The sequence below is a fragment of the Martinezella rhizogenes genome, assembly GCF_000799715.1.
In the GTDB taxonomy this organism is placed as follows: domain Bacteria; phylum Pseudomonadota; class Alphaproteobacteria; order Rhizobiales; family Rhizobiaceae; genus Rhizobium; species Rhizobium rhizogenes_C.
This window is the reverse complement of sequence record NZ_JUHG01000011.1, coordinates 249,667-269,444: the sequence shown is the minus strand read 5'-3', so window position 1 is coordinate 269,444 and position 19,778 is coordinate 249,667. Positions and strand designations below refer to the sequence as shown.

The following is a 19,778-nucleotide window of genomic DNA, read 5'->3' as shown; positions in this document are numbered from 1 at the left end:
GCAAAATCCTTGATATCGGCGGTGAAACCCACCACATGATTGCTTGAAAGGAAGTCGCGCCATGAAACAACGCAACGCAAAATTCAATATAGGCGACGTGGTTCGACACCGGATGTTCCCCTTCCGCGGTGTCATCTTCGACGTCGATCCGGAATTCGCCAATACCGAAGAATGGTGGAATTCCATTCCGATGGAAGTGCGGCCCAGCAAGGACCAGCCCTTCTATCACCTTCTCGCCGAAAACGACGAGACGGAGTATGTCTCATACGTATCAGAGCAGAACCTGGTCAATGACGAGAGTGGCGTCCCACTCCGCAACCCACAGATCGCTCAGATCTTCGACAAGGCGCCCACGGGCGAGCTCAAGCCCAAGATGAGCTTTGCACACTAAGCGCCGATTATACTTAGGTTTATCGAAGGGAAGACGCTCCCAACGTCTTCCCTTTCGTTTTGAGCGGACTGCTTTTCACCAGGTCAGTGTCGCAAAAGAAAAAGCCCGGTTTGCGCCGGGCTTTTCGTGAAATCTGGCGGGCGCCGCAGCTTACTGCTTGGCGGCCTTCTGAGCGTCTTCGAGCTTCTTGCGGGCTTCCTCGGCCTTCTTCTGCATGCTGTCCTGCAGGCTCTTCTGGCTTTCGGCCAGTTTCGAGTCGGAGATGGCAGCACCGTCAAAAGCTGCGCCAAAACCGGTCAGCGAGATCTTGATCGGGTTAGGAGCGCGACGGAAGTTGATCGAGGTGAAGGTCACGTCGGTACCCTTCTTCAAGGCTGCGATCATGGCATCGGTCACCGGTACTTCGGCCGTGCACTTGTCTGGCAGGCAGACAGCGTAGTCGAGCTTCTGGCCCTTGCCGCCATCGATCTGCATGGTGATGCCCGGAGGAATCAAACGTGCGGTCGGGACAGAAATCTGCAGGATCTTGCGGTTGACCTTGCCGTCGACCGAGATGAGGCCGACCGCCGTCACGAGCTGGCCGTTGTTGGCCATCATCAGGTTCTGAACGATGCAGATATCGGCGTCATCCTGCTTGGTGCAGGTCTTGTACCAGCCAAGGCGCGGTTGGCTGGCGTCGCCACCACCATCGGCGGGTGCTGCGCTGGAGGCATCCTGAGCAAGGGCAACCGCCGGAAGCGCTGCACCGATCATGAGAGCCAGAGCAGACAGACCTGCCCGCATTTTGTTGTCAGTCTTGAACGTCATAGCGAAACCGCCTCCTGAAATCCGATGCGGGACGACAGCCTGTCGCCCCATGCCAACCGGGTCAAACTACTGTCCACCTGTCGAATGAATAAGGCGAATGCATGACCCGGGAAACCCGGGACTCCTGTTACATCGCACTGGCGCGGATATCCAGCTTTTCTTTGGTCTTTTCTGTTGAGACCCAAGAATTCCCCGGACGCGTGTTGAATTCGGCACTGTCATGATAAGGTCCGGCAGAATCATACCCCTTACCGGAAAGGATGCCATGCAAGCGCTCCGGATCGCTACTCTCCTGTTCTTCGCAGCATTCTGCAATGTGGCTGTCGCACAGCCGCTCCATGGCATCGCAATGCATGGAGATCCCGCCCTGTCGGCGGACTATACGCATTTTCCCTACGTCAATCCGAACGTCAAAAAGGGTGGCCGTATCAGCTATGGCGTCGTCGGCACCTTCGACAATCTCAATCCCTTCATTCTGAAGAGCATGCGCACGACGGCGCGAGGCATGTGGGATCCGGATTACGGCAATCTCATCTACGAATCGCTGATGCAGCGCTCGCGCGACGAGCCGTTCACGCTGTACGGACTGCTGGCGCAAACGGTCGAATGGGACGAGAGCCGCAGCTTCATCCAGTTCAATCTTAACCCCAGGGCCAAATGGTCGGACGGGCAGCCGGTGACGCCCGAGGATGTGATTTTCACCTTCAAGCTCCTGCGCGACAAGGGTCGTGTGGTCTTCTCCTCTCCGCTGGAGGCGGTCGGCAAGATGGAGCAGGTTGGCCAGCATGGCGTTCTGATCCATTTCAACGACAAGACGAATCGCGAAACGCCGCTGATTATCGCCACGCTGCCGATCCTGCCGAAACATGCCATCGATCCGGAAAGCTTCGACCGGACCACGCTGGCCATTCCCGTCGGCTCCGGCCCGTATAAGGTCAAGAGCATCGATCCGGGGCAGCGCATCATCTACCAGCGCGATCCCGGTTATTGGGGTAAGGACATTCCCGCGAAAGTCGGCGTCGACAATTACGACGAGATATCGGTCACCTATTTTCTGCAGGAGGCCACGCTGTTCGAAGCCTTCAAGAAAGGCGATGTCGACATTTATCCCGACGGTAGCCCTGGCCACTGGCAGCAAGCCTATGATTTCCCGGCGGCCACCTCCGGCGCAGTCATCAAGGACGTTTTCAAGCCGAAACTGCCGAGCGGCATGTTCGGTTTCGTCTTCAACACGCGCCGGCAGATTTTCTCCGACAAGAAGGTGCGGCAGGGCCTGACGCTCGCCTTCGATTTCGAATGGGTCAACCGCAGCCTCTCGTCGAACGCCTATACACGCACGCAGAGCTACTGGCAGAACTCCGACCTCTCCTCGCTCGGCGTGCCCGCAGACGCGCGTGAACTGGCCATGCTCGGCCCGATCAAGGATCGCATCGATCCCGACGTGCTCGACGGCACCTACAGGCTACCCGTCAGCGATGGGTCCGGCCGCGACCGCGCCATCCTGCGCAAGGCAGTCGATCTGCTCAAGCAGGGCGGCTACACGATCAAAGGTGAAAAGATGGTCGATAGCGCCGGTCGTCAGCTCAGCTTCGAGATCATGACGCAGAATGCCGATCAGGAGCGCATTGCGATCGCCTATCGCCGGTCGCTGGCACTGCTGGGCATCGCGGTGACGATCCGCACTGTCGATGATTCGCAATATCAGCTCCGGACGATCAGCTACGACTACGACATGATCCTCAAGGCCTACCCCTCATCGCTGTCGCCAGGCATCGAGCAGGTGGGACGCTGGAGCTCCGCCGCCGCAAAGGCTGAAGGCAGCCTCAATTTCGCTGGTGTTGCTGATCCAGATGTCGATACGCTGATGGATCATTTCCTGACGGCCCATTCGGCCGAGGACTTCCGCGATGCGGTGCGCTCCTTCGACCGTATCTTGATCTCCGGCTATTACGTCGTGCCGCTCTATCATCTCGGCCAGCAATGGGTGGCGCGGCGCAGCCGCATCGCCCACCCCGATATGCTGCCGCTCTACGGCTATCAACTACCGACATGGTGGGACGCTTCGGCGCAATAGGGCATTGCGGACGCGAAATGTCGCTGGTTCCTTTTCGGTAACCGGTTGAAGCCTCTGGCCCAAGGGCCTAAATGGGGTCTTTAAGCCAGACAAAGCGGAAGGACACCATCATGGAACGCATCACGATCGATATCGTCTCGGACGTCGTATGTCCGTGGTGCTATCTCGGCAAGGCTCGCCTCGAACTAGCGATCGCAGAGGTGCAGGACGAAGTGGGCGTCGACCTTAACTGGCGGCCCTATCGCCTGAATCCGGAATATCCGCCCGAGGGCGTCGACCAGAAGAAGGCGCTGGCGCAGAAACTCGGCGGCGAGGAGCGAGTGGCCCAGGCGCACAAGATGCTGAGCGATCTCGGCCGCGAGGTCGGCATCAAATTCGATTTCGACGCCATCAAGATCGGCCCGAATACGCTGGACGCACACCGCCTCATCCATTGGGCGGGGACCGAAAACCGCGAAAAGCAGGAGAAGGTGGTCAACGCCCTGTTCAAGGCTAATTTCGAGGAAGGTCGCAATGTCGGCGATCATGTCGTGTTGCTGGATATCGCCGAAAATGCCGGCCTCGACCGCTCCGTCATCGCAGCCCTGCTCGCCTCCGACGCAGACCGAGATCTGCTGGTCGCCGAGATTGAGGCAGCCCAGAAGATCGGCGTCACCGGCGTCCCCTTCTTCATCTTCGACCAGCAATATGCCGTCAGCGGCGCGCAGACGCCGGACGTGCTGATCGAGGCACTGCGCGATATCGCCAAGATGAAGGCTGAGGCGCGGGCTGGGATGAACTGATCGAAGATCAGTCTTTGGTCTCAGGCGGCTGATGTTGCAGATTTTCGACGAAAAGATGCCTTCTCTTGCCGATCAACCGGTCAGGCGCTATGCTACTCCCGTCGAAAAAGGCACGACTTGGTGTGGTCTAGCCCAAGTCCTTTCGGAAACGAAAGCTCTGTCCATGCCCAGTGCATGAGTCCCACGACGAACAACGGACGCTCTCAAGCGTCCCATTGTTCGTCCGTGTGGTTCTCAAAACGACGAACCGCTCCGGTCGAACGACCACAAAGGAGTAGTTCATGCCCGATCTGTTTAAAATTTATGATGTTGTGATTGCCGGTGCAGGCCCTGTCGGCCTGTTTCTAGCCTGTGAGCTGCGCCTGGCAGACCTCTCGGTGTTGGTGCTGGAGCAAGCCGAAGACCCGCACTCACCCTTGAAGCGGCTCCCGTTTGGCATGCGCGGCCTTTCCGCGCCCTCCATCGAAGCCTTCTATCGTCGCGGTTTGCTGGACGACATCGCGGAGCCGCCGCGCGCTAAAGATCAATCGGGCGACGGCAGCGCTTCGACCGCCGCGCATTGGATGCAACAGCCGCGCCGCCCAGGCGGCCATTTCGCCGGCATCCAGTTCTTTCACGACAACATCGACACCACGAAGTGGCCGTATCGCCTACCAAGTCCGGCTGGCACTAGCATTGTAACCAGCATGCAGCACATCGAATCTGTTCTGACCGTTCGTGCAAACGCGATGGGGGTTGAGATCAGGCGCGGCCTCGGCGTCGAGGACCTCGACCAGTCGGACGAAGGAGTGACCATTCGCGCCGGTAGCGAGAGCTTTCGCGGACGCTGGCTCGTTGGATGCGATGGCGGCCGCAGCACCGTGCGCAAGGCGGCCGGATTTGAATTCGTCGGCACCGATCCCGAGTTCACCGGCTATTCCGTTCAAGTCGAAATGGCTGACCCGGATACGCTTGTCCCGGGCCGCCACTACACGCCGACGGGCATGTATACCTACCAAAAACCCGGGACCATCGCGATGGTCGATTTCGACGCCGGTGCTTTCCACCGGACCCAGCCCGTTACGCTCGAACATGTGCAGGCGGTGTTGCGCCGTATCTGCGGGACCGACGTCACGCTGACGGCCATCCAGCTTGCCACCACCTGGACGGATCGCGCCTACCAGGCGACGACTTATCGCAACGGGCGGGTGCTGCTCGCCGGCGACGCCGCCCATATCCACTCCCCCCTCGGCGGTCAGGGGCTTAACCTCGGGCTGGGCGATGCCATGAACCTCGGATGGAAGCTGGTTGCCACCATCCGTGGCGACGCGCCAGCCGGTCTGCTCGACAGCTATGTGAGCGAACGGCATCCGATCGGAGCGCAGATTCTCGACTGGTCGCGCGCCCAGGTCGCGCTCATGCGGCCGAGCCGGAGTTCGCGCGCGCTTGAAGCCGTCATCCGCGACCTCATAGAGACACGCGACGGCGCCACATACTTCGCAGAGCGTGTCTGGGGAGTATCCCTCCACTACGATCTTGGAGGCAGTCACCCGCTCGTCGGTCGCAGCGCTCCCGACTTCGAGCTGGCCGACGGGAGGAAGCTCGGTGATCACCTTAGAAACGGGAACGGCCTCCTGCTGGACTTTAACTTTGATACACCGCTTCAGGCTCTGGCAAACCGCTGGAATGGTCGGATCGAGTATGTTGCGAGTGATGCCAAGGACAGGCTTGGCTTGAGCGCCCTGCTCGTCCGCCCCGATGGCATCGTTGCATGGGCCAGTGAGGTTGCTCCCAACCAGGAGGAAGTTGCGCAGGCTGCGTCGCGATGGTTCGGCAAAGCTTAGGAAATTTATGTAAAGAACAAAACATCGCCCGGAAAAAGGCCGAGGCGTGGGTGGGAAAGAACGAGCGCTTGCACGAAAGATTACCAATAATCGAGACAGCACGACTCATTTTGCGAAAGCCTCTGCTTTCGGACGCCTCCGGCCTGTTTGAATTTCTGGGCGACCCCAAGGCGATGCAATTCACACACACGGATGCGTCGTTGAAAAATTGCCGTCAGCGCATAGCCGTACATGAGCGGCAGCGCAGGAAAGACGGCTATGCGCCCTGGACCGTCATTCTGAAAAATACCGGCCGGGCCATAGGTTGGGGCGGTCTATACGATGATCCTTTTGATCCCGGCTGGGGTGTAGAGCTCGGCTATTATTTCCACCCGGATGCCTGGGGTCGCGGATATGGAAGCGAATTCGTCTCTGCCACATTGGCAGAGGCTGATCACACATTACGGCTCGCGAAGGTAGGCGCGTTCGCACGACCGGCAAACAAGGCTTCGCAACGGCTACTGGAAAAGGCGGGCTTCAAGCTCATTCGTTTCGTTCCCGAGATCGAACGCTTCGTCTTCGAACGCCAGCGCTCTACTGCCCTTACTTCGCCAACTCCGCCAACTGCGTCATAACCACCGCCGCACCCTGCAACCTCTTCTCCGGCGTCGGCAGGTCGCGCGTCAGGAACACGCTGTGATCCGGGCGGATCTTCGCCATACTGCCCTGCTTGGCGATATAGCCGACGAGATTGGCCGGGTTCGGGAATTCCTTGTTGCGGAATTGCACGACGACGCCCTTCGGGCCTGCATCCAGTTTTTCGACATTGGCGATGCGGCAGAGCGATTTGATGTAGACGATCTTCAGGAGATGCTGCACCTCGATCGGCATCGGTCCAAAGCGGTCGATCATTTCCGCGCCGAAGCCGTCGATTTCCTTGATTTCGGTGATCTCGCCGAGGCGGCGGTAGAGCGCCATGCGCAGATGCAGGTCCGGCACGTAGGCGTCGGGGATCATGACAGGCGTGCCGACGGAGATCTGCGGTGACCAGCCGGTGTCTTGGATCTCGTCGACGCCCTTGACCTCGGCAACCGCCTCTTCGAGCATCTGCTGATAGAGTTCGAAGCCGACTTCCTTGATATGGCCGGACTGTTCCTCGCCGAGCAGGTTGCCGGCGCCACGAATGTCCAGATCATGGCTGGCAAGCTGGAAGCCGGCGCCGAGTGTGTCGAGCGATTGCAGCACCTTGAGGCGGCGTTCGGCCGTCGTCGTTAGCACCTTGTTGACCGGCAGGGTGAAGAGCGCGAAGGCTCGCACCTTGGAACGACCGACGCGGCCGCGCAGCTGATAGAGCTGCGCCAGGCCGAACATGTCGGCACGATGGACGATCAACGTATTGGCCGTGGGCACATCGAGGCCGGATTCGACGATGGTGGTCGACAGCAGCACATCGTAGCGGCCTTCGTAGAAGGCGTTCATGATGTCCTCCAGCTCGCCGGCGGGCATCTGACCATGCGCGACCGCCACCTTCAGCTCCGGCACATCCGATTGCAGGAAAGCGTGGATATCGGCGAGATCGGCGAGGCGCGGGCAGACATAGAAACTCTGGCCGCCGCGATAATGCTCGCGCATCAGCGTTTCGCGGATGACCAGCGAATCGAAGGGCGAGATGAAGGTACGCACCGCCATGCGATCGACCGGCGGCGTGGTGATCAGCGACAACTCGCGCACGCCGGTCATGGCAAGCTGCAGCGTGCGCGGGATCGGTGTTGCCGATAGCGTCAGCACATGCACGTCGCTCTTCAGCTCCTTCAGGCGCTCCTTGTGCTTGACGCCGAAGTGCTGCTCCTCGTCGATGACCAGCAGGCCGAGATTGGCGAACTGGATGCCAGCGCCGAGCAGCGCATGCGTGCCGACGACGATATCGGTCTTGCCTTCGGACACTTCCTTCTTGGTCAGGGCCAGTTCCTTCGCGCCGACGAGGCGGGACGCCTGCTGTATACGGATCGGCAGACCACGGAAGCGATCAGTGAAGGTCTTGAAATGCTGACGGGCCAGCAGCGTCGTCGGCACGACGACGGCGACCTGCGCGCCGTTCATGGCGGCGACAAAGGCGGCGCGCAGCGCCACTTCCGTCTTGCCGAAACCGACGTCGCCGCAGACGAGGCGGTCCATCGGACGACCGGCGCCGAGATCGTCGCGCACGGCTTCGATGGCGGTCATCTGGTCTTCGGTCTCGTCATAGGGGAAGCGCGCAGCGAACTCGTCATAGAGTCCATCAGGGGTGCTGAGCACCGGCGCGTGCCGCGTCAAGCGCTCTGCCGCGATGCGGATCAGCGCGCCGGCCATATCCAGCAGGCGCTTCTTGAGCTTGGCCTTGCGCATCTGCCATGCGCCGCCACCCAACTTGTCGAGCTGCGCCTCGGTGCCCTCGCCGCCGTAACGCGAAAGAAGATCGATATTTTCGACCGGCAGGAACAGCTTGGCCTCGTCAGCGTAACGCAGCTCGAGACAGGCATGCGGCGCGCCGGCCGCCTCTATGGTCCTCAAACCAACGAAACGGCCAATACCGTGTTCGGCATGGACGACAACAGAGCCTTCGTCGAGACCGGCCACTTCCGAGATGAAATCGGCGGCGCGCTTGCGGCGCTTTGAGCGGCGCACCATGCGGTCACCGAGAATGTCCTGCTCGCCGATGATGACGAGATCACCAGCCTCGAAACCCGCTTCCAGGCTCAGCACCGCAGCGCCCGCTTCGCCCTTTTCCAGCGCCCGAATATCCTTGAAAGCCTCGATCGTCTTCACACGGGCAAGCCCGTGTTCAGCAAGCACCTGCAAGAGGCGGTCGAGTGAGCCTTCCGTCCAGGCCGTAATCATTACCCTGCCGCCGGCGGCGCGGCGTTCGGCGATATGCTTGACCACGGAATCGAAGACGTTGACGCGCTCGGCGTCAGCGTTTTCGGTTGCGGAGCGCGCCCAGCGCGGACCCTGACGAGCCTCGATGTTGATGACGCGACGAGCCTCGCCCTCATGCTCGTTAAAAGGCGAGATGCGGATGGCGTTGAAGGCATCGAGCGCCTTGGAGAGGCTGCCGCCGTCGAGATAGAGCTGGCCGGGTGTTACCGGCTTATAGGGCGTGCCCTGCGACATCTGGCTCTTCGCCGGCTGTCCGGAATTCAGGCGGGCGTCATAATAGTCGAAAACGAGCTTGGAGCGCTCCTCGGCCGCCTCACGCACTGTATGGTCGGTGACCAACCGGAATCCCCGGAGATAGTCAAAGACCGTCTCCAGCTTCTCGTAGAACAGCGGCAGCCAATGTTCCATGCCGGCATAACGGCGCCCCTCTGAGACGGCGACATAGAGTGCGTCGTCGCGCGTGGCGGCGCCGAAGGAGGAGAGATAATTCTTGCGGAAACGGCTGATCGTATCCGGCGTCAGCGTCACTTCGCTCATCGGATTGAGATCGAGGGAGCGGACCTGGCCCGTCGTGCGCTGGCTGGCGGGATCGAAGCTGCGGATGCTTTCCAGCGTGTCACCGAAGAAATCGAGGCGCACCGGCTCTTCCGTTCCCGGCACAAAGACATCAAGGATACCGCCGCGCACGGCATATTCGCCGACTTCGCGCACGGTCGCGACGCGGTCGAAGCCGTTGCGCTCAAGGCGGCCGGCGATATCGTCCATCCGGACCTGATTGCCCGGCCGGGCCGAGAAGGCCAGGCTCTCGATCACGTCCTGCGGCGCCACCTTCTGCAGCATGGCATTGACCGTCACCAATACGATCGCCGCATGCGGCTTGCGATGGTAGGCGATCAGGCCGCTCAAGGCCGCGAGACGGCGAGCCGACGTATCGGAACTGGGCGACACACGGTCATAGGGAAGGCAGTCCCAGGCGGGCAACGTCAAAACAGGAACTTCGGGCGCGAGGAAGCCGAGCATCTGCTCGACATCGGCCATATGCTGGCCGTCCGACATCACATAGGCGACGGGCTCGCCGGTTCGCGCCAGTTCAGCCAGCAGGAAGGGCTCCATACCCGCCGGAACATGACCAACCGTCAGCGGCTCGCTCGCCGCGAGCAGTTTCTTCGCGTCGAACCCTGGGATCATCTGGTTATCCCAAGCCTTTCCGCGACCTCTTCGAAATCTGGCCGGTAAGCCGCAAGGCGCTTAAACAGCGGCGTCTGCAAATGTTCCGGCACGGGCAATGTCCCGAGAATCCAACGAACGAGATCATTGTCTTCCTCGTCCATGATCCGCTCGAATTCATCGAGGTCGGCCTCGCTAAGTCCCGGCAATTCGTTGTCGGCGAACTGGCCGAAAACGAGATCCATCTCGCGGAGGCCACGATGCCAGCAGCGAAACAGAATGCGGCGGCGGCGGGGATCGAGATCGGCACTGCTGAGTGTCAGCCCAGTCATCACAAAAACCTTTATGTTGCTGCGTCTCTATAAAACCAGCCTTGGAAGGTGGGAACCGGTTTTTCGGAAAAAAGCGCCTGACGTGCAATTTTCCGGGGAGTGTGACCCTCGATAGGGCATCCGTGGCCGTCAGCTCTTGCCAAGACTACCCTCCCCGTCGCATTTTGCCGGCCATGCGTCCCGCCATCCTCGACCCGCTATTTGCTTCCATTTCCTCGCTGCCCGGCGTCGGGCCGAAGGTTGCCGAGCTGCTGGTGAAGCTGCTCGACCGGGAAACCATCGACGATTGCCGCGTCATCGACCTGCTATTCCACGCGCCGCATTCCATTATCGACCGGCGGGAGCAGCCGGGCATTGCGCGGGCACCGCAGGGCGCGATCGTCACCATTACCGGCCGCGTCGACCGCCACCAGCCGCCGCCGAACCCGCGCAGCAACGTGCCCTATCGCGTCTTCCTGCATGACGAGACCGGCGAACTCGGCCTGGTATTCTTCCGTGGCAAGGCGCAATGGCTGGAAAAGCAGTTGCCGATCGACGAGACGGTCACCGTCAGCGGCAAGGTCGACTGGTTCAATGGCCGTCCGTCGATGGTGCATCCCGACTATATAATGCGGGAAAGCGAGGCGCAGAACCTGCCGCTGGTCGAGCCCGTCTATCCGCTGACGGCGGGGCTCGCGTTGAAATTCCTGCGCAAAACCATCGAGGCGGCGCTGGCACGCCTACCGGAACTGCCGGAATGGGACGATGAAGCACTGGCACAGAAACAGGGCTTTCCCTCGATATCCGACAGCTTCCATATGCTGCATGCGCCCCGCGACGCCGCCGATATCGACCCGCAAGCGCCCGCCCGACGCAGGCTTGCCTATGATGAATTCCTGGCCGGACAGTTGTCGCTGGCGCTCGTCCGTCAACGGCTGCACAAAGTTGCGGGACAGCCCGTGCACCCGACTGGAGACATCAGCCGGAAGATATTGGAATCCCTTCCCTTCTCCCTGACGAACAGCCAGACGGAGGCCATTGCTGATATCCTCAAGGATATGGCGGGTACCGACCGCATGCTGCGGCTGCTGCAGGGTGATGTCGGCGCGGGAAAAACGCTGGTCGCGCTGATGGCGATTGCGGCCGTCATCGAGAGTGGCGGTCAGGCGGTGCTGATGGCACCAACTGAAATCCTGGCGCGACAGCATTATGCGACCATCGCGAAATTTGCCGCCAGCGCCAATCTTTCCGTCGAAGTGCTGACTGGCCGCACCAAAGGCCGCGAGCGTGACGCCATTCTCGAGCGTATCGCTTCCGGCGAGGCGCAGATCGTCATCGGCACGCATGCGCTGTTCCAGGACAGCGTCAGCTATGCGAACCTGATGCTGGCCGTCGTCGATGAGCAGCACCGCTTCGGCGTCCACCAGCGCCTGCGGCTGACGGCAAAGGGTATCTCGCCGCATATGCTGGTGATGACCGCCACGCCGATCCCGCGCACGCTGGTGCTTGCCGCCTTCGGCGATATGGACGTTTCCAAGCTTACCGAGAAGCCGGCCGGCCGCAAGCCTATCCAGACGATCACCATCCCGACCGAACGAACCGGAGACATTGTATCCAGGCTGAAGAGCGCACTATCCGAAGGTAAAAAAGCCTATTGGATTTGCCCACTTGTGGAGGAATCCGAAGAATCCGATTTAATGTCGGTCGAAGAGCGGCATGCGACGCTGGTCCAGGCGCTTGGATCTGGAATCGGGCTCATTCATGGTCGCATGAGCGGGCCAGAGAAAGATGCAGTGATGCTGGCCTTCAAGAACGGCGAGATCCGGCTGCTGGTCGCCACCACCGTGGTCGAAGTTGGTGTCGACGTGCCGGATGCGACGATCATGGTGATCGAGCATGCCGAGCGTTTTGGCCTGGCGCAGTTGCATCAGCTGCGTGGTCGCGTTGGACGCGGCGACGAGGCGTCCACCTGCATCCTGCTCTACAAAGGGCCGCTCGGCGAGACCGGTCATGCGCGGCTGTCGATCATGCGTGATACCGAGGACGGCTTCCGTATCGCCGAAGAGGATCTGAAACTGCGTGGTGAGGGTGAATTGCTCGGCACGCGCCAGTCCGGCACGCCCGGTTTCCGCATCGCCAGCCTCGAAGCCCATGCCGATCTTCTGGAAATCGCCCGCAAGGACGCCGCCTATCTGATCGACCGCGATCCGGACCTGACCGGCGAGCGCGGCATGGCGGTACGCACCCTGCTCTATCTCTTCCGCCGCGACGAAGCGATCCGGTTCCTGAGAGCCGGATAGCCGGATGGACGCGGCGAGCGCGCGTCCATCCCTATCAAAAGCTGTTACTTGGCGGTCAGGCCGGGGATCGTGACCTGGAACACCTGGAACATGGTGTCGACGTCGGCCCCGCTTTCGTCCTTGTAGGCAGCACCGACCTGGAACCCGTCCTGGGTGATAAAGTCGTTGTCGTTGGCAACGAACAGGAAGTAGTCATCCGGCAGCTTCGGATCGAGAACACTGACGATCGACATTGCCTCCCACTTTTCCGAAAGGTTGTTGCGGTCATTCGGCGCGCCATTATGAAGGCCGAAGCGGGCAAGGTTGTCGCCATCGTTGATGTCGATCAACTGGCTGAGCGTTGCGGGCTTCACCGGCGCATCGAGGACACCTTTCGGGGCAACCGGCGTGTCGGCATCGAATTTGCTACCGGCAATGTCGGTGGCGCCGGAGACATCCACGACGTTGATGCTGCGATAGAGCGACTTGTCGCCCTTCATCCCATAGCCATTGTTGCTATCGCGCGCCAGCATCAGGAAACTTGTCGGCGAAAGTGCCACGATTTCGCTCTGCGCGGCGACGGCCGTCTTGCCCTTGTCGTTGGTGAAGACTGGCAGCGACACGACATATTCATGCGCCAGCTTCAGATGCGCCGGATCGGAAGCATCATAGACCAGCGCGCGGGTGTTCTGGCGGGTCGCGCCGGAATCACCGCCGTCCTGGCGGGTCGCTGATTGTAGCACGGCGATCAGGAATTTGCCGTCCGGGGTCATCGCCATGCCTTCAAGGCCCTGGTTATTCTGGCGGCCGCTTGTCGGATCCTTCGGATCTGGAGCGCTTTCGCCGGGGCCGGGATTGTTCGAGGCGAAATTGACGGCGCCGTGACGCATCGGCAACAGCGCCGCCGGCGGCGGCGTGGCAGAGAGCATGCGACCATCGGCCGAGAAGTGGTAGATATAGGGGCCATATTCGTCGCTGATAAACATGCTACCGTCGGCCAGACGAACGACGGCTTCGTTGTCGAGCGAGATCTTGCCGTTCGGTGCCTGCGGCAGCAACGGCATGCCGCCTTCCGGATGGCGGATACCGTCGACCGGATCGAGGCCGGTCGTGTCGGCGCCCTTGTTGTCGGTCAACAGCATGGTACCGGCAAGTTTGGCATCGACGCCCGATTGCTCCTTGCCGGCCGGCGGCGGCGCGCCGGGAGCAACCGGCGTCAGTTGAACGTCGATGGTGTTGAGGCGCGCACGATAATCAGTCGTGCCCGCAACATTATAGCCACGATCCGGCAGCAGCCACAGCGATCCCTTATAGCTGCCATCGGCATTGCGAACCCAGCTTTTGGCATCCATCGACATGCCCGAGCCGGAGCCGAAGGTTTCGCCGAACTTGTCACGCTGATTAGCAGGGATGCGGCCGACAGCCACGAGACCCTTATTGACCAGCGTGATGCCGCCGACGGCAACGGAATTGTCGGCGAAGGCTGCGACCGGCATGGCGAAAACGAAAGTGGCGAGCGCTGCCGACAGCAGCGGTAAACTCATTGAACGCAAATTTCTCACGGCAATATCCTCCTGATGAAAACTCTTTGTGCTGGAATGGCGTTCATCTCCCTATCGGTCGAAAACCACGTCCAACGATCGTGGTCAGCTCCATTGAGCCGCAAACATTCGACCATGAGATGTGCCCGCCTGCCCTTCCGGCAACCGGTCTAGAACGGCAATATGATAGAGACATGACAGTTTGATCTCACCGATGCGAACCGGGCTCCGATCGGTCAATTGACCTACAGGATAAGGGCTCTCTGCGAACCGCAACGGAGCGTTCCATTTGGAATGTGCTTGGAATATCCCAACAGTCAGTACCAGGCTGGATAGTCGCCGGCATAAGGCTTTCCTTCTACGTCACGACATCTATAGATTGAAATCCTGCCGCATTTGTCGTAGCTCGTTCTACAAGCCTGCTGCGAACCGAATTTGCGATGTCGTCGCAACAATTGCCGTTAACGCCATAATATAGCGAAGGGTTTCACTCCATGAAGACGTCTGCTTCTGTCGCTATTCTCGCGATGGCATTCACCGCAATCCTGGGCCTTTCGGCCTGCGACGATCAGTCGAATTCCACTGCCGCCGGCAATCAGTCCTCGGCCGATACCGCAGCGAAGCTGGCGAATAGCGCGAAATTAAACGACTACGTGCTCGCCTATAATGATCTCATCGGGGATTCCGGTCTGCTGGCGCAATATCAGGCCTATGAGAACGCCAATATTTCGAAAAGCACGACCTCCGACAATATTACCGAAGTCAGCAAAGGTTCGCTCGAACAATCCGCGGATAAATTGAAGGCCGTGCGCGGCGCAAAGGGCGATGCGCCCACGGAACTCGATACCGCCGCCGACAAGCTGATCTCCGCGCTTGGTCAGGTCGTTCCCCGCCTTTCCGGCCTGGATGTTTATTATACCAGCAAGGCTTACATGGAAGACGGGCTCGCGCGCGGAAAGCGCGAGGATCCCCTGATGCTTGCCGATTTCCAGGCTGCCGCCGCCGCGTTGGAGGAGTTCCATCAGCGAATGCAAGAGGAGCTCGACCGCCGGGAACAGGCCGAGCTCGCCAAGATCAAGGAACGGGGAGACATGCCGGTCTATCAGACACGGCTTGCCCTCAGCCAGGCGAGGCAACTGGTCGATCTTCTCAATAGTTCGGAAGACCCTGGCGAACCTGCTCTACAGCGCCAGATAGACACAAAGATCGTCGAGCTGGAAAAGACATTGGAGGATCAGCGCGCTGGAAAAGACATTGGAGGATCAGCGCGCTGCCATGGCAAAGGCCAAGCAGGAGGGCGGCAGCGGCATCAATACTCCGCTTCTTGATGGCATCAACGACAGCCTGACCGGAATAGTCGGCGATTTCCGCCAGATCAGACAGGACCCCACGCCGGACAAATACCAGCTCGTCGTCACCCGCTTCAACAGTGCGGTCGAAATGTTCAATACCGTCAGATAGAAACGCTACATCGCGATGTAGCGCTAAGACAAGGATTTCATCGGAACCGGCGGTGGCGCTTCCTTGGCCGCGATCAGCTTGCCCCGAAATTCGGGCGAGACCAGGCCGCCGGAAATCAGAAGCTTGGCGCCGTCTTCCGGGCTCATGTCGAGAATCGTGATTTTCTCGCGCGGCACGAAAATCAGGAATCCGGCTGTTGGCACGGGAGTCGGCGGCAGGAAAACCGCCACCATATCATGCCCCATGGCGTTGAATTTCGAGGCGATTTCGCCCTTGGCATCGGTGGAGATGAACACCATCGACCAGAGGCCGGGGCTTGGATATTCGATCAACCCGACTTTCTTGAACGAACTACCCTGCTCCTTCAGCACAGTTTCGAAGATCTGCTTCAGGCTCTTGTAGATGGTTCGCACCAGCGGCACGCGCTGTACGATCGATTCGCCGAAGCGAACGATGCTTTGGCCGATCAGGTTCTTGGCGAGGAAGCCGATGATAGTGATGAAGATCATCGCGATCACCACGCCCGTACCGGGAACAGCGAAGTTCAGATAGCTCTCGGGATCGTAGCGCGCGGGAATATAGGGCCTCACCCAGCTGTCGGCCCAATGGATGACCGACCAGGTGAGCCAGAGCGTAATGGCAATCGGCGCGCAAATAATGAGGCCGGCCAGGAAATTGTTTCTGATCCGTGCTGCCACAGACACTTTGATGGGCTTGTCCGTCATTCGCCGTTCGAAAACTCCGTTCCGTCGTCAACCGCTAACCGGCAAATTCCCCCACCATCTCCTTTGATGAATCGTGCCAGAAATCGGCCGTGCGCACAACCCGGCAGTAAACCTGCCGGGCCTGTTATGGGCCTAGTTCACGACGACGTTATCACACGGAATAAATGGGGCTGCGACTTACTCCACAGTCACCGATTTGGCGAGATTGCGCGGCTGGTCGACATCCGTGCCCATGAAGACGGCCGTGTGATAGGCGAGCAACTGGATCGGCAGCGAGAAGATCATCGGCGCGATGATTTCATCGACAACCGGCAAGACAATCGTCGCCATCGTCGGCAGTGTGGACGCGGCCGCCCCAGCCTCGTCGGTGATGAAGATGATGCGACCGCCGCGGGCCGCCACTTCCTGCATGTTGGAGACGGTCTTGTCGAAGAAGCGATCATAAGGCGCAATGACGATAACTGGCATGTTCTCGTCGATCAGCGCGATCGGACCATGCTTCAGCTCGCCAGCTGCATAGCCTTCGGCGTGGATATAGGAGATTTCCTTGAGCTTCAGCGCGCCTTCCATGGCGAGCGGGAAGCTGGTGCCGCGACCGAGATAGAGCACGTCCTTGAACTTGGAGATTTCGCGGGCAAGGCTTTCCATCTGCGGCTGGATGATGTTCAGCACCCTTGCCATGATGCGCGGCATCTCGACGAGGTGGCGCACCATCGCGTTTTCGTCCTCGGCGCTCACCGTGCCGCGCGCAACACCCGCGCCGATCGCCAGCGACGCCAGAACGGCAAGCTGGCAGGTGAAAGCCTTGGTCGAGGCAACACCGATCTCCGGTCCCGCCATGATCGGGAACACCGCATCGGATTCACGCGCGATGGTCGATTCCTTGACGTTGACGATGGCGCCGATCTTCAGGCCGTTGTCCTTGCAATAACGCAGCGACGCCAGCGTGTCGGCGGTTTCGCCGGACTGCGAAATGAACAGTGCTGCCTGCGAGGGAGACAGCGGCATTTCGCGATAACGAAACTCCGAGGCGACATCGATTTCGACCGGCAGACGCGCGTAGCGCTCGAACCAGTATTTACCGATCAGGCCGGCGAGATAGGCCGTGCCGCAGGCCGAGATGGCGAGGCCGGATACGCTCTTGAAATCGATCGCCGATGCATTCGGGCGCAGCCGATGGCTGACGAAATCGACATATTGGCTGAGCGCATGGGAGATCACCTCCGGCTGCTCGTAGATTTCCTTTTCCATGAAGTGGCGGTGATTGCCCTTGTCGACGACATAGGCGGTCGCCTGCGATATCTGCCGGGGACGGCTAACTTCCTGGCCGTTAAAGTCGAGGATCGTGGCGCTGTCACGGGTGATGATCGCGCAGTCACCGTCAACAAGATAGGTGATCTCGTTGGTAAAGGGAGACAGCGCAATGGCGTCGGAGCCGAGGAACATCTCGCCATTGCCGAAGCCGACGGCGAGCGGCGGGCCGGAGCGGGCCGCCATCAGCGTATCGGGATCGCTCTGGAACATAATCGCGAGCGCATAGGCACCGGTGACGCGGTTCAGCATCTTCAGCATCGCCGCGCGCGGATCGAGGCCCTCGCCGACGTATTTCGCGAGCAGATGCGCGACGACTTCCGTATCCGTCTGCGTGGTGAACACCCTGCCCTCGGTCTTCAGCTCCTCGCGCAACTCGGAAAAATTCTCGATAATGCCGTTATGGACGACCGCGACACCCTCGACGAAATGAGGATGGGCGTTGGTCTCGTTCGGAACGCCGTGTGTCGCCCAACGGGTGTGGGCGATACCGGTCACGCCCGGTAGCGGCTCGGCATCAAGCCGCTTCTCCAGATTGAAGAGTTTCCCCTCGGCGCGGCGGCGATCGATGACACCGTCATGAACGGTCGCGACACCCGCCGAATCGTAGCCGCGATATTCGAGACGCCGCAAGGCATCCACCAATCGCCCCGCTACAGGCTTCGTTCCGACAATCCCAACAATGCCGCACATACAACTCTCCGTCTGGCCTCAAATAAGAAGGCAAGTCCTAATGATTCTAACAGTTTTCACAATTACCGCGATGGTCACTTTCGGTTTCCAACCGTTACGCGACCACAAGCAAAATACTTAATGGCTACCCTTTTTTGCTGCCTTGATGGCAAGGGCTCTTTCGCGGATGACCTTGGCGCGGCCTGGTTTCACTTCCTGGCGCGCACGGCCGAAGGCAAGCGCATCGGCGGGGACGTCCTCGGTAATCACGCTGCCGGACGCTACATAGGCATTGTCGCCGATGCGCACCGGCGCCACCAATGAGGAGTTGGAGCCGATGAAGCTGTTGGCGCCGATATGGGTCTCGTGCTTGTTGACCCCATCATAGTTGCAGGTGATCGTGCCGGCACCGATATTGCTGCCAGCGCCGATCGTGGCGTCGCCGATATAGGTCAAATGGTTGACCTTGGCACCCTCGCCGATCTTGCCATTCTTCACCTCGCAGAAATTGCCGACCTTCGAGCCGTCGGCGAGATCCGCGCCGGGACGCAGCCGCGCGAACGGGCCGGCGGTGGCGCCGCCGCTGACATGAGCGCCTTCGATATGCGAGAAGGCGTGGATGACTGCGCCGCCGTCAACGACCGCGCCGGGACCGAAGACGACGTTCGGCTCGATCAGCGCGTCCTGGCCAATCACCGTATCATAGGCGAGAAACACCGTTTCCGGTGCGATCATGGTGACGCCAGAAAGCATCAGCTCATGACGGCGGCGCTCCTGCCAGAGGCGTTCGATAAATGCGAGTTCGGCGCGGTTGTTGCAGCCGGTCATTTCCACTTCCGGCGCATCGACAGCAACCGCACGGCCGCCAAGCGCGCGCGCGATCTCAACGAGATCGGTCAGATAGTATTCGCCCTTGGCATTGCTGTTGCCGATGCGATCGAGCAGATCGAGCGCCTTGCGGCCGTTGATCGCCATGAGGCCGCTGTTACACCAGGTCACCGCGAGCTCGGCATCCGTCGCGTCCTTCGCCTCGCGAATGGCGATCAGCTCGCCGTCCTTCACCAGCAGCCGGCCATAGGCATTCGGGTTTTCCGTGTGAAAGCCGATGACGACGATATCGCTGCCCTCGGCAAGTCCCTTTCGGGCGGCACGCAACGGTGCGTCGGTGAGCAGCGGCACGTCGCCGTAAGCAACGATGATATCGTCATAGCCCCTGGCGATTGCATCACGCGCTGCCAATACGGCGTGGCCGGTACCCAGGCGTTCCTTCTGAACATAGGCCTCAACCTCGATGCCGCCAATATCGGCAGCCTCGGTCACCTCTTCCGCATTACGTCCGACGACGAGGGCCGCGGCGGAAATATCGGTCTTGGCGATCGCTTCCATCACATGCGCGATCATCGGACGGCTGGCGATCGGATGCAGCACCTTCGAAACCGACGACTTCATGCGGGTGCTGTCACCGGCGGCGAGGATGATGGCGAGGCAGGTGCGTTCCATTTCAAGCTCCGAAAGATACGACTCGGCGTGGCCCATGCA

At 60.3% G+C, this 19,778-nt stretch carries 15 protein-coding genes; 8 read left to right on the top strand and 7 right to left on the bottom strand.

Annotation, left to right across the window (positions count from 1 at the left end; translation table 11 throughout):
* Positions 1-61 precede the first annotated feature (61 nt).
* A complete protein-coding gene (gene hspQ, locus EX00_RS05250) occupies positions 62-391 on the top strand; it encodes a heat shock protein HspQ (RefSeq protein ID WP_047454827.1) in 330 nt (109 codons plus the stop codon).
* A 150-nt stretch (positions 392-541) separates the two neighbouring features.
* On the opposite strand, the gene EX00_RS05245 is transcribed toward hspQ, so the two are convergent.
* The gene (locus tag EX00_RS05245) at positions 542-1,198 is read right to left on the bottom strand and encodes an invasion associated locus B family protein (protein WP_047454825.1); all 657 of its coding nucleotides are present in this window, start codon (positions 1,196-1,198) and stop codon (positions 542-544) included.
* Positions 1,199-1,463: 265 nt separating this feature from the next.
* On the opposite strand from EX00_RS05245, the gene EX00_RS05240 reads away from it, so the two are divergent.
* The 4 genes from EX00_RS05240 (at position 1,464) to EX00_RS05225 (ending at position 6,491) form a co-directional block, all read left to right on the top strand.
* Entirely contained in the window at positions 1,464-3,272 is a 1,809-nt protein-coding gene (locus EX00_RS05240; RefSeq protein ID WP_052210678.1) for an extracellular solute-binding protein, read from the top strand.
* A gap of 110 nt (positions 3,273-3,382) precedes the next feature.
* Positions 3,383-4,054 (top strand): DsbA family oxidoreductase, encoded by a 672-nt coding sequence (locus tag EX00_RS05235; RefSeq protein WP_047454823.1) that lies wholly within the window; start codon positions 3,383-3,385, stop codon positions 4,052-4,054.
* 281 nt (positions 4,055-4,335) lie between these two features.
* Positions 4,336-5,877, top strand: a complete 1,542-nt coding sequence (locus tag EX00_RS05230; RefSeq protein WP_047454822.1) for an FAD-dependent monooxygenase — start codon at positions 4,336-4,338, stop codon at positions 5,875-5,877.
* On the top strand, positions 5,859-6,491 hold the full coding sequence (locus EX00_RS05225; protein WP_234708978.1) for a GNAT family N-acetyltransferase: 633 nt from the start codon (positions 5,859-5,861) through the stop codon (positions 6,489-6,491). The genes EX00_RS05230 and EX00_RS05225 overlap by 19 nt, the downstream gene beginning before the upstream one ends.
* Here EX00_RS05225 and mfd read toward each other — a convergent pair.
* A complete protein-coding gene (gene mfd / locus EX00_RS05220) occupies positions 6,460-9,960 on the bottom strand; it encodes a transcription-repair coupling factor (protein WP_047454819.1) in 3,501 nt (1,166 codons plus the stop codon). The genes EX00_RS05225 and mfd overlap by 32 nt on opposite strands.
* On the bottom strand, positions 9,957-10,271 hold the full coding sequence (locus tag EX00_RS05215) for an FAD assembly factor SdhE (RefSeq protein WP_047454817.1): 315 nt from the start codon (positions 10,269-10,271) through the stop codon (positions 9,957-9,959). Before EX00_RS05215 ends, mfd begins: the two co-directional genes overlap by 4 nt.
* 173 nt (positions 10,272-10,444) lie before the next feature.
* Between EX00_RS05215 and recG the strand changes: the two genes are divergently transcribed.
* Positions 10,445-12,550, top strand: a complete 2,106-nt coding sequence (gene recG / locus EX00_RS05210) for an ATP-dependent DNA helicase RecG (RefSeq protein WP_047454815.1) — start codon at positions 10,445-10,447, stop codon at positions 12,548-12,550.
* Between the two features lie 44 nt (positions 12,551-12,594).
* Here recG and EX00_RS05205 read toward each other — a convergent pair whose 3' ends face one another.
* Positions 12,595-14,073: an esterase-like activity of phytase family protein gene (locus EX00_RS05205; protein ID WP_155294043.1), complete on the bottom strand. Its 1,479-nt coding sequence runs from the start codon at positions 14,071-14,073 to the stop codon at positions 12,595-12,597.
* Between the two features lie 491 nt (positions 14,074-14,564).
* On the opposite strand from EX00_RS05205, the gene EX00_RS05200 reads away from it, so the two are divergent.
* On the top strand, positions 14,565-15,398 hold the full coding sequence (locus tag EX00_RS05200; protein ID WP_234708977.1) for a DUF3829 domain-containing protein: 834 nt from the start codon (positions 14,565-14,567) through the stop codon (positions 15,396-15,398).
* On the top strand, positions 15,346-15,531 hold the full coding sequence (locus EX00_RS31930; RefSeq protein ID WP_234708976.1) for a YiiG family protein: 186 nt from the start codon (positions 15,346-15,348) through the stop codon (positions 15,529-15,531). Before EX00_RS05200 ends, EX00_RS31930 begins: the two co-directional genes overlap by 53 nt.
* Positions 15,532-15,554: 23 nt before the next feature.
* On the opposite strand, the gene EX00_RS05195 is transcribed toward EX00_RS31930, so the two are convergent.
* The 3 genes from EX00_RS05195 to glmU form a co-directional block, all read right to left on the bottom strand.
* Positions 15,555-16,256 carry a DUF502 domain-containing protein gene (locus tag EX00_RS05195; RefSeq protein WP_047454811.1) on the bottom strand — a complete coding sequence of 234 codons (702 nt, stop codon included), beginning with the start codon at positions 16,254-16,256 and terminating at the stop codon, positions 15,555-15,557.
* Between the two features lie 177 nt (positions 16,257-16,433).
* On the bottom strand, positions 16,434-18,260 hold the full coding sequence (glmS, locus tag EX00_RS05190) for a glutamine--fructose-6-phosphate transaminase (isomerizing) (RefSeq protein WP_047454808.1): 1,827 nt from the start codon (positions 18,258-18,260) through the stop codon (positions 16,434-16,436).
* A 117-nt stretch (positions 18,261-18,377) separates the two neighbouring features.
* Complete coding sequence (gene glmU, locus EX00_RS05185) at positions 18,378-19,739, bottom strand: bifunctional UDP-N-acetylglucosamine diphosphorylase/glucosamine-1-phosphate N-acetyltransferase GlmU (RefSeq protein ID WP_047457455.1); 1,362 nt, start codon at positions 19,737-19,739, stop codon at positions 18,378-18,380.
* Between the last annotated feature and the right edge of the window lie 39 nt (positions 19,740-19,778).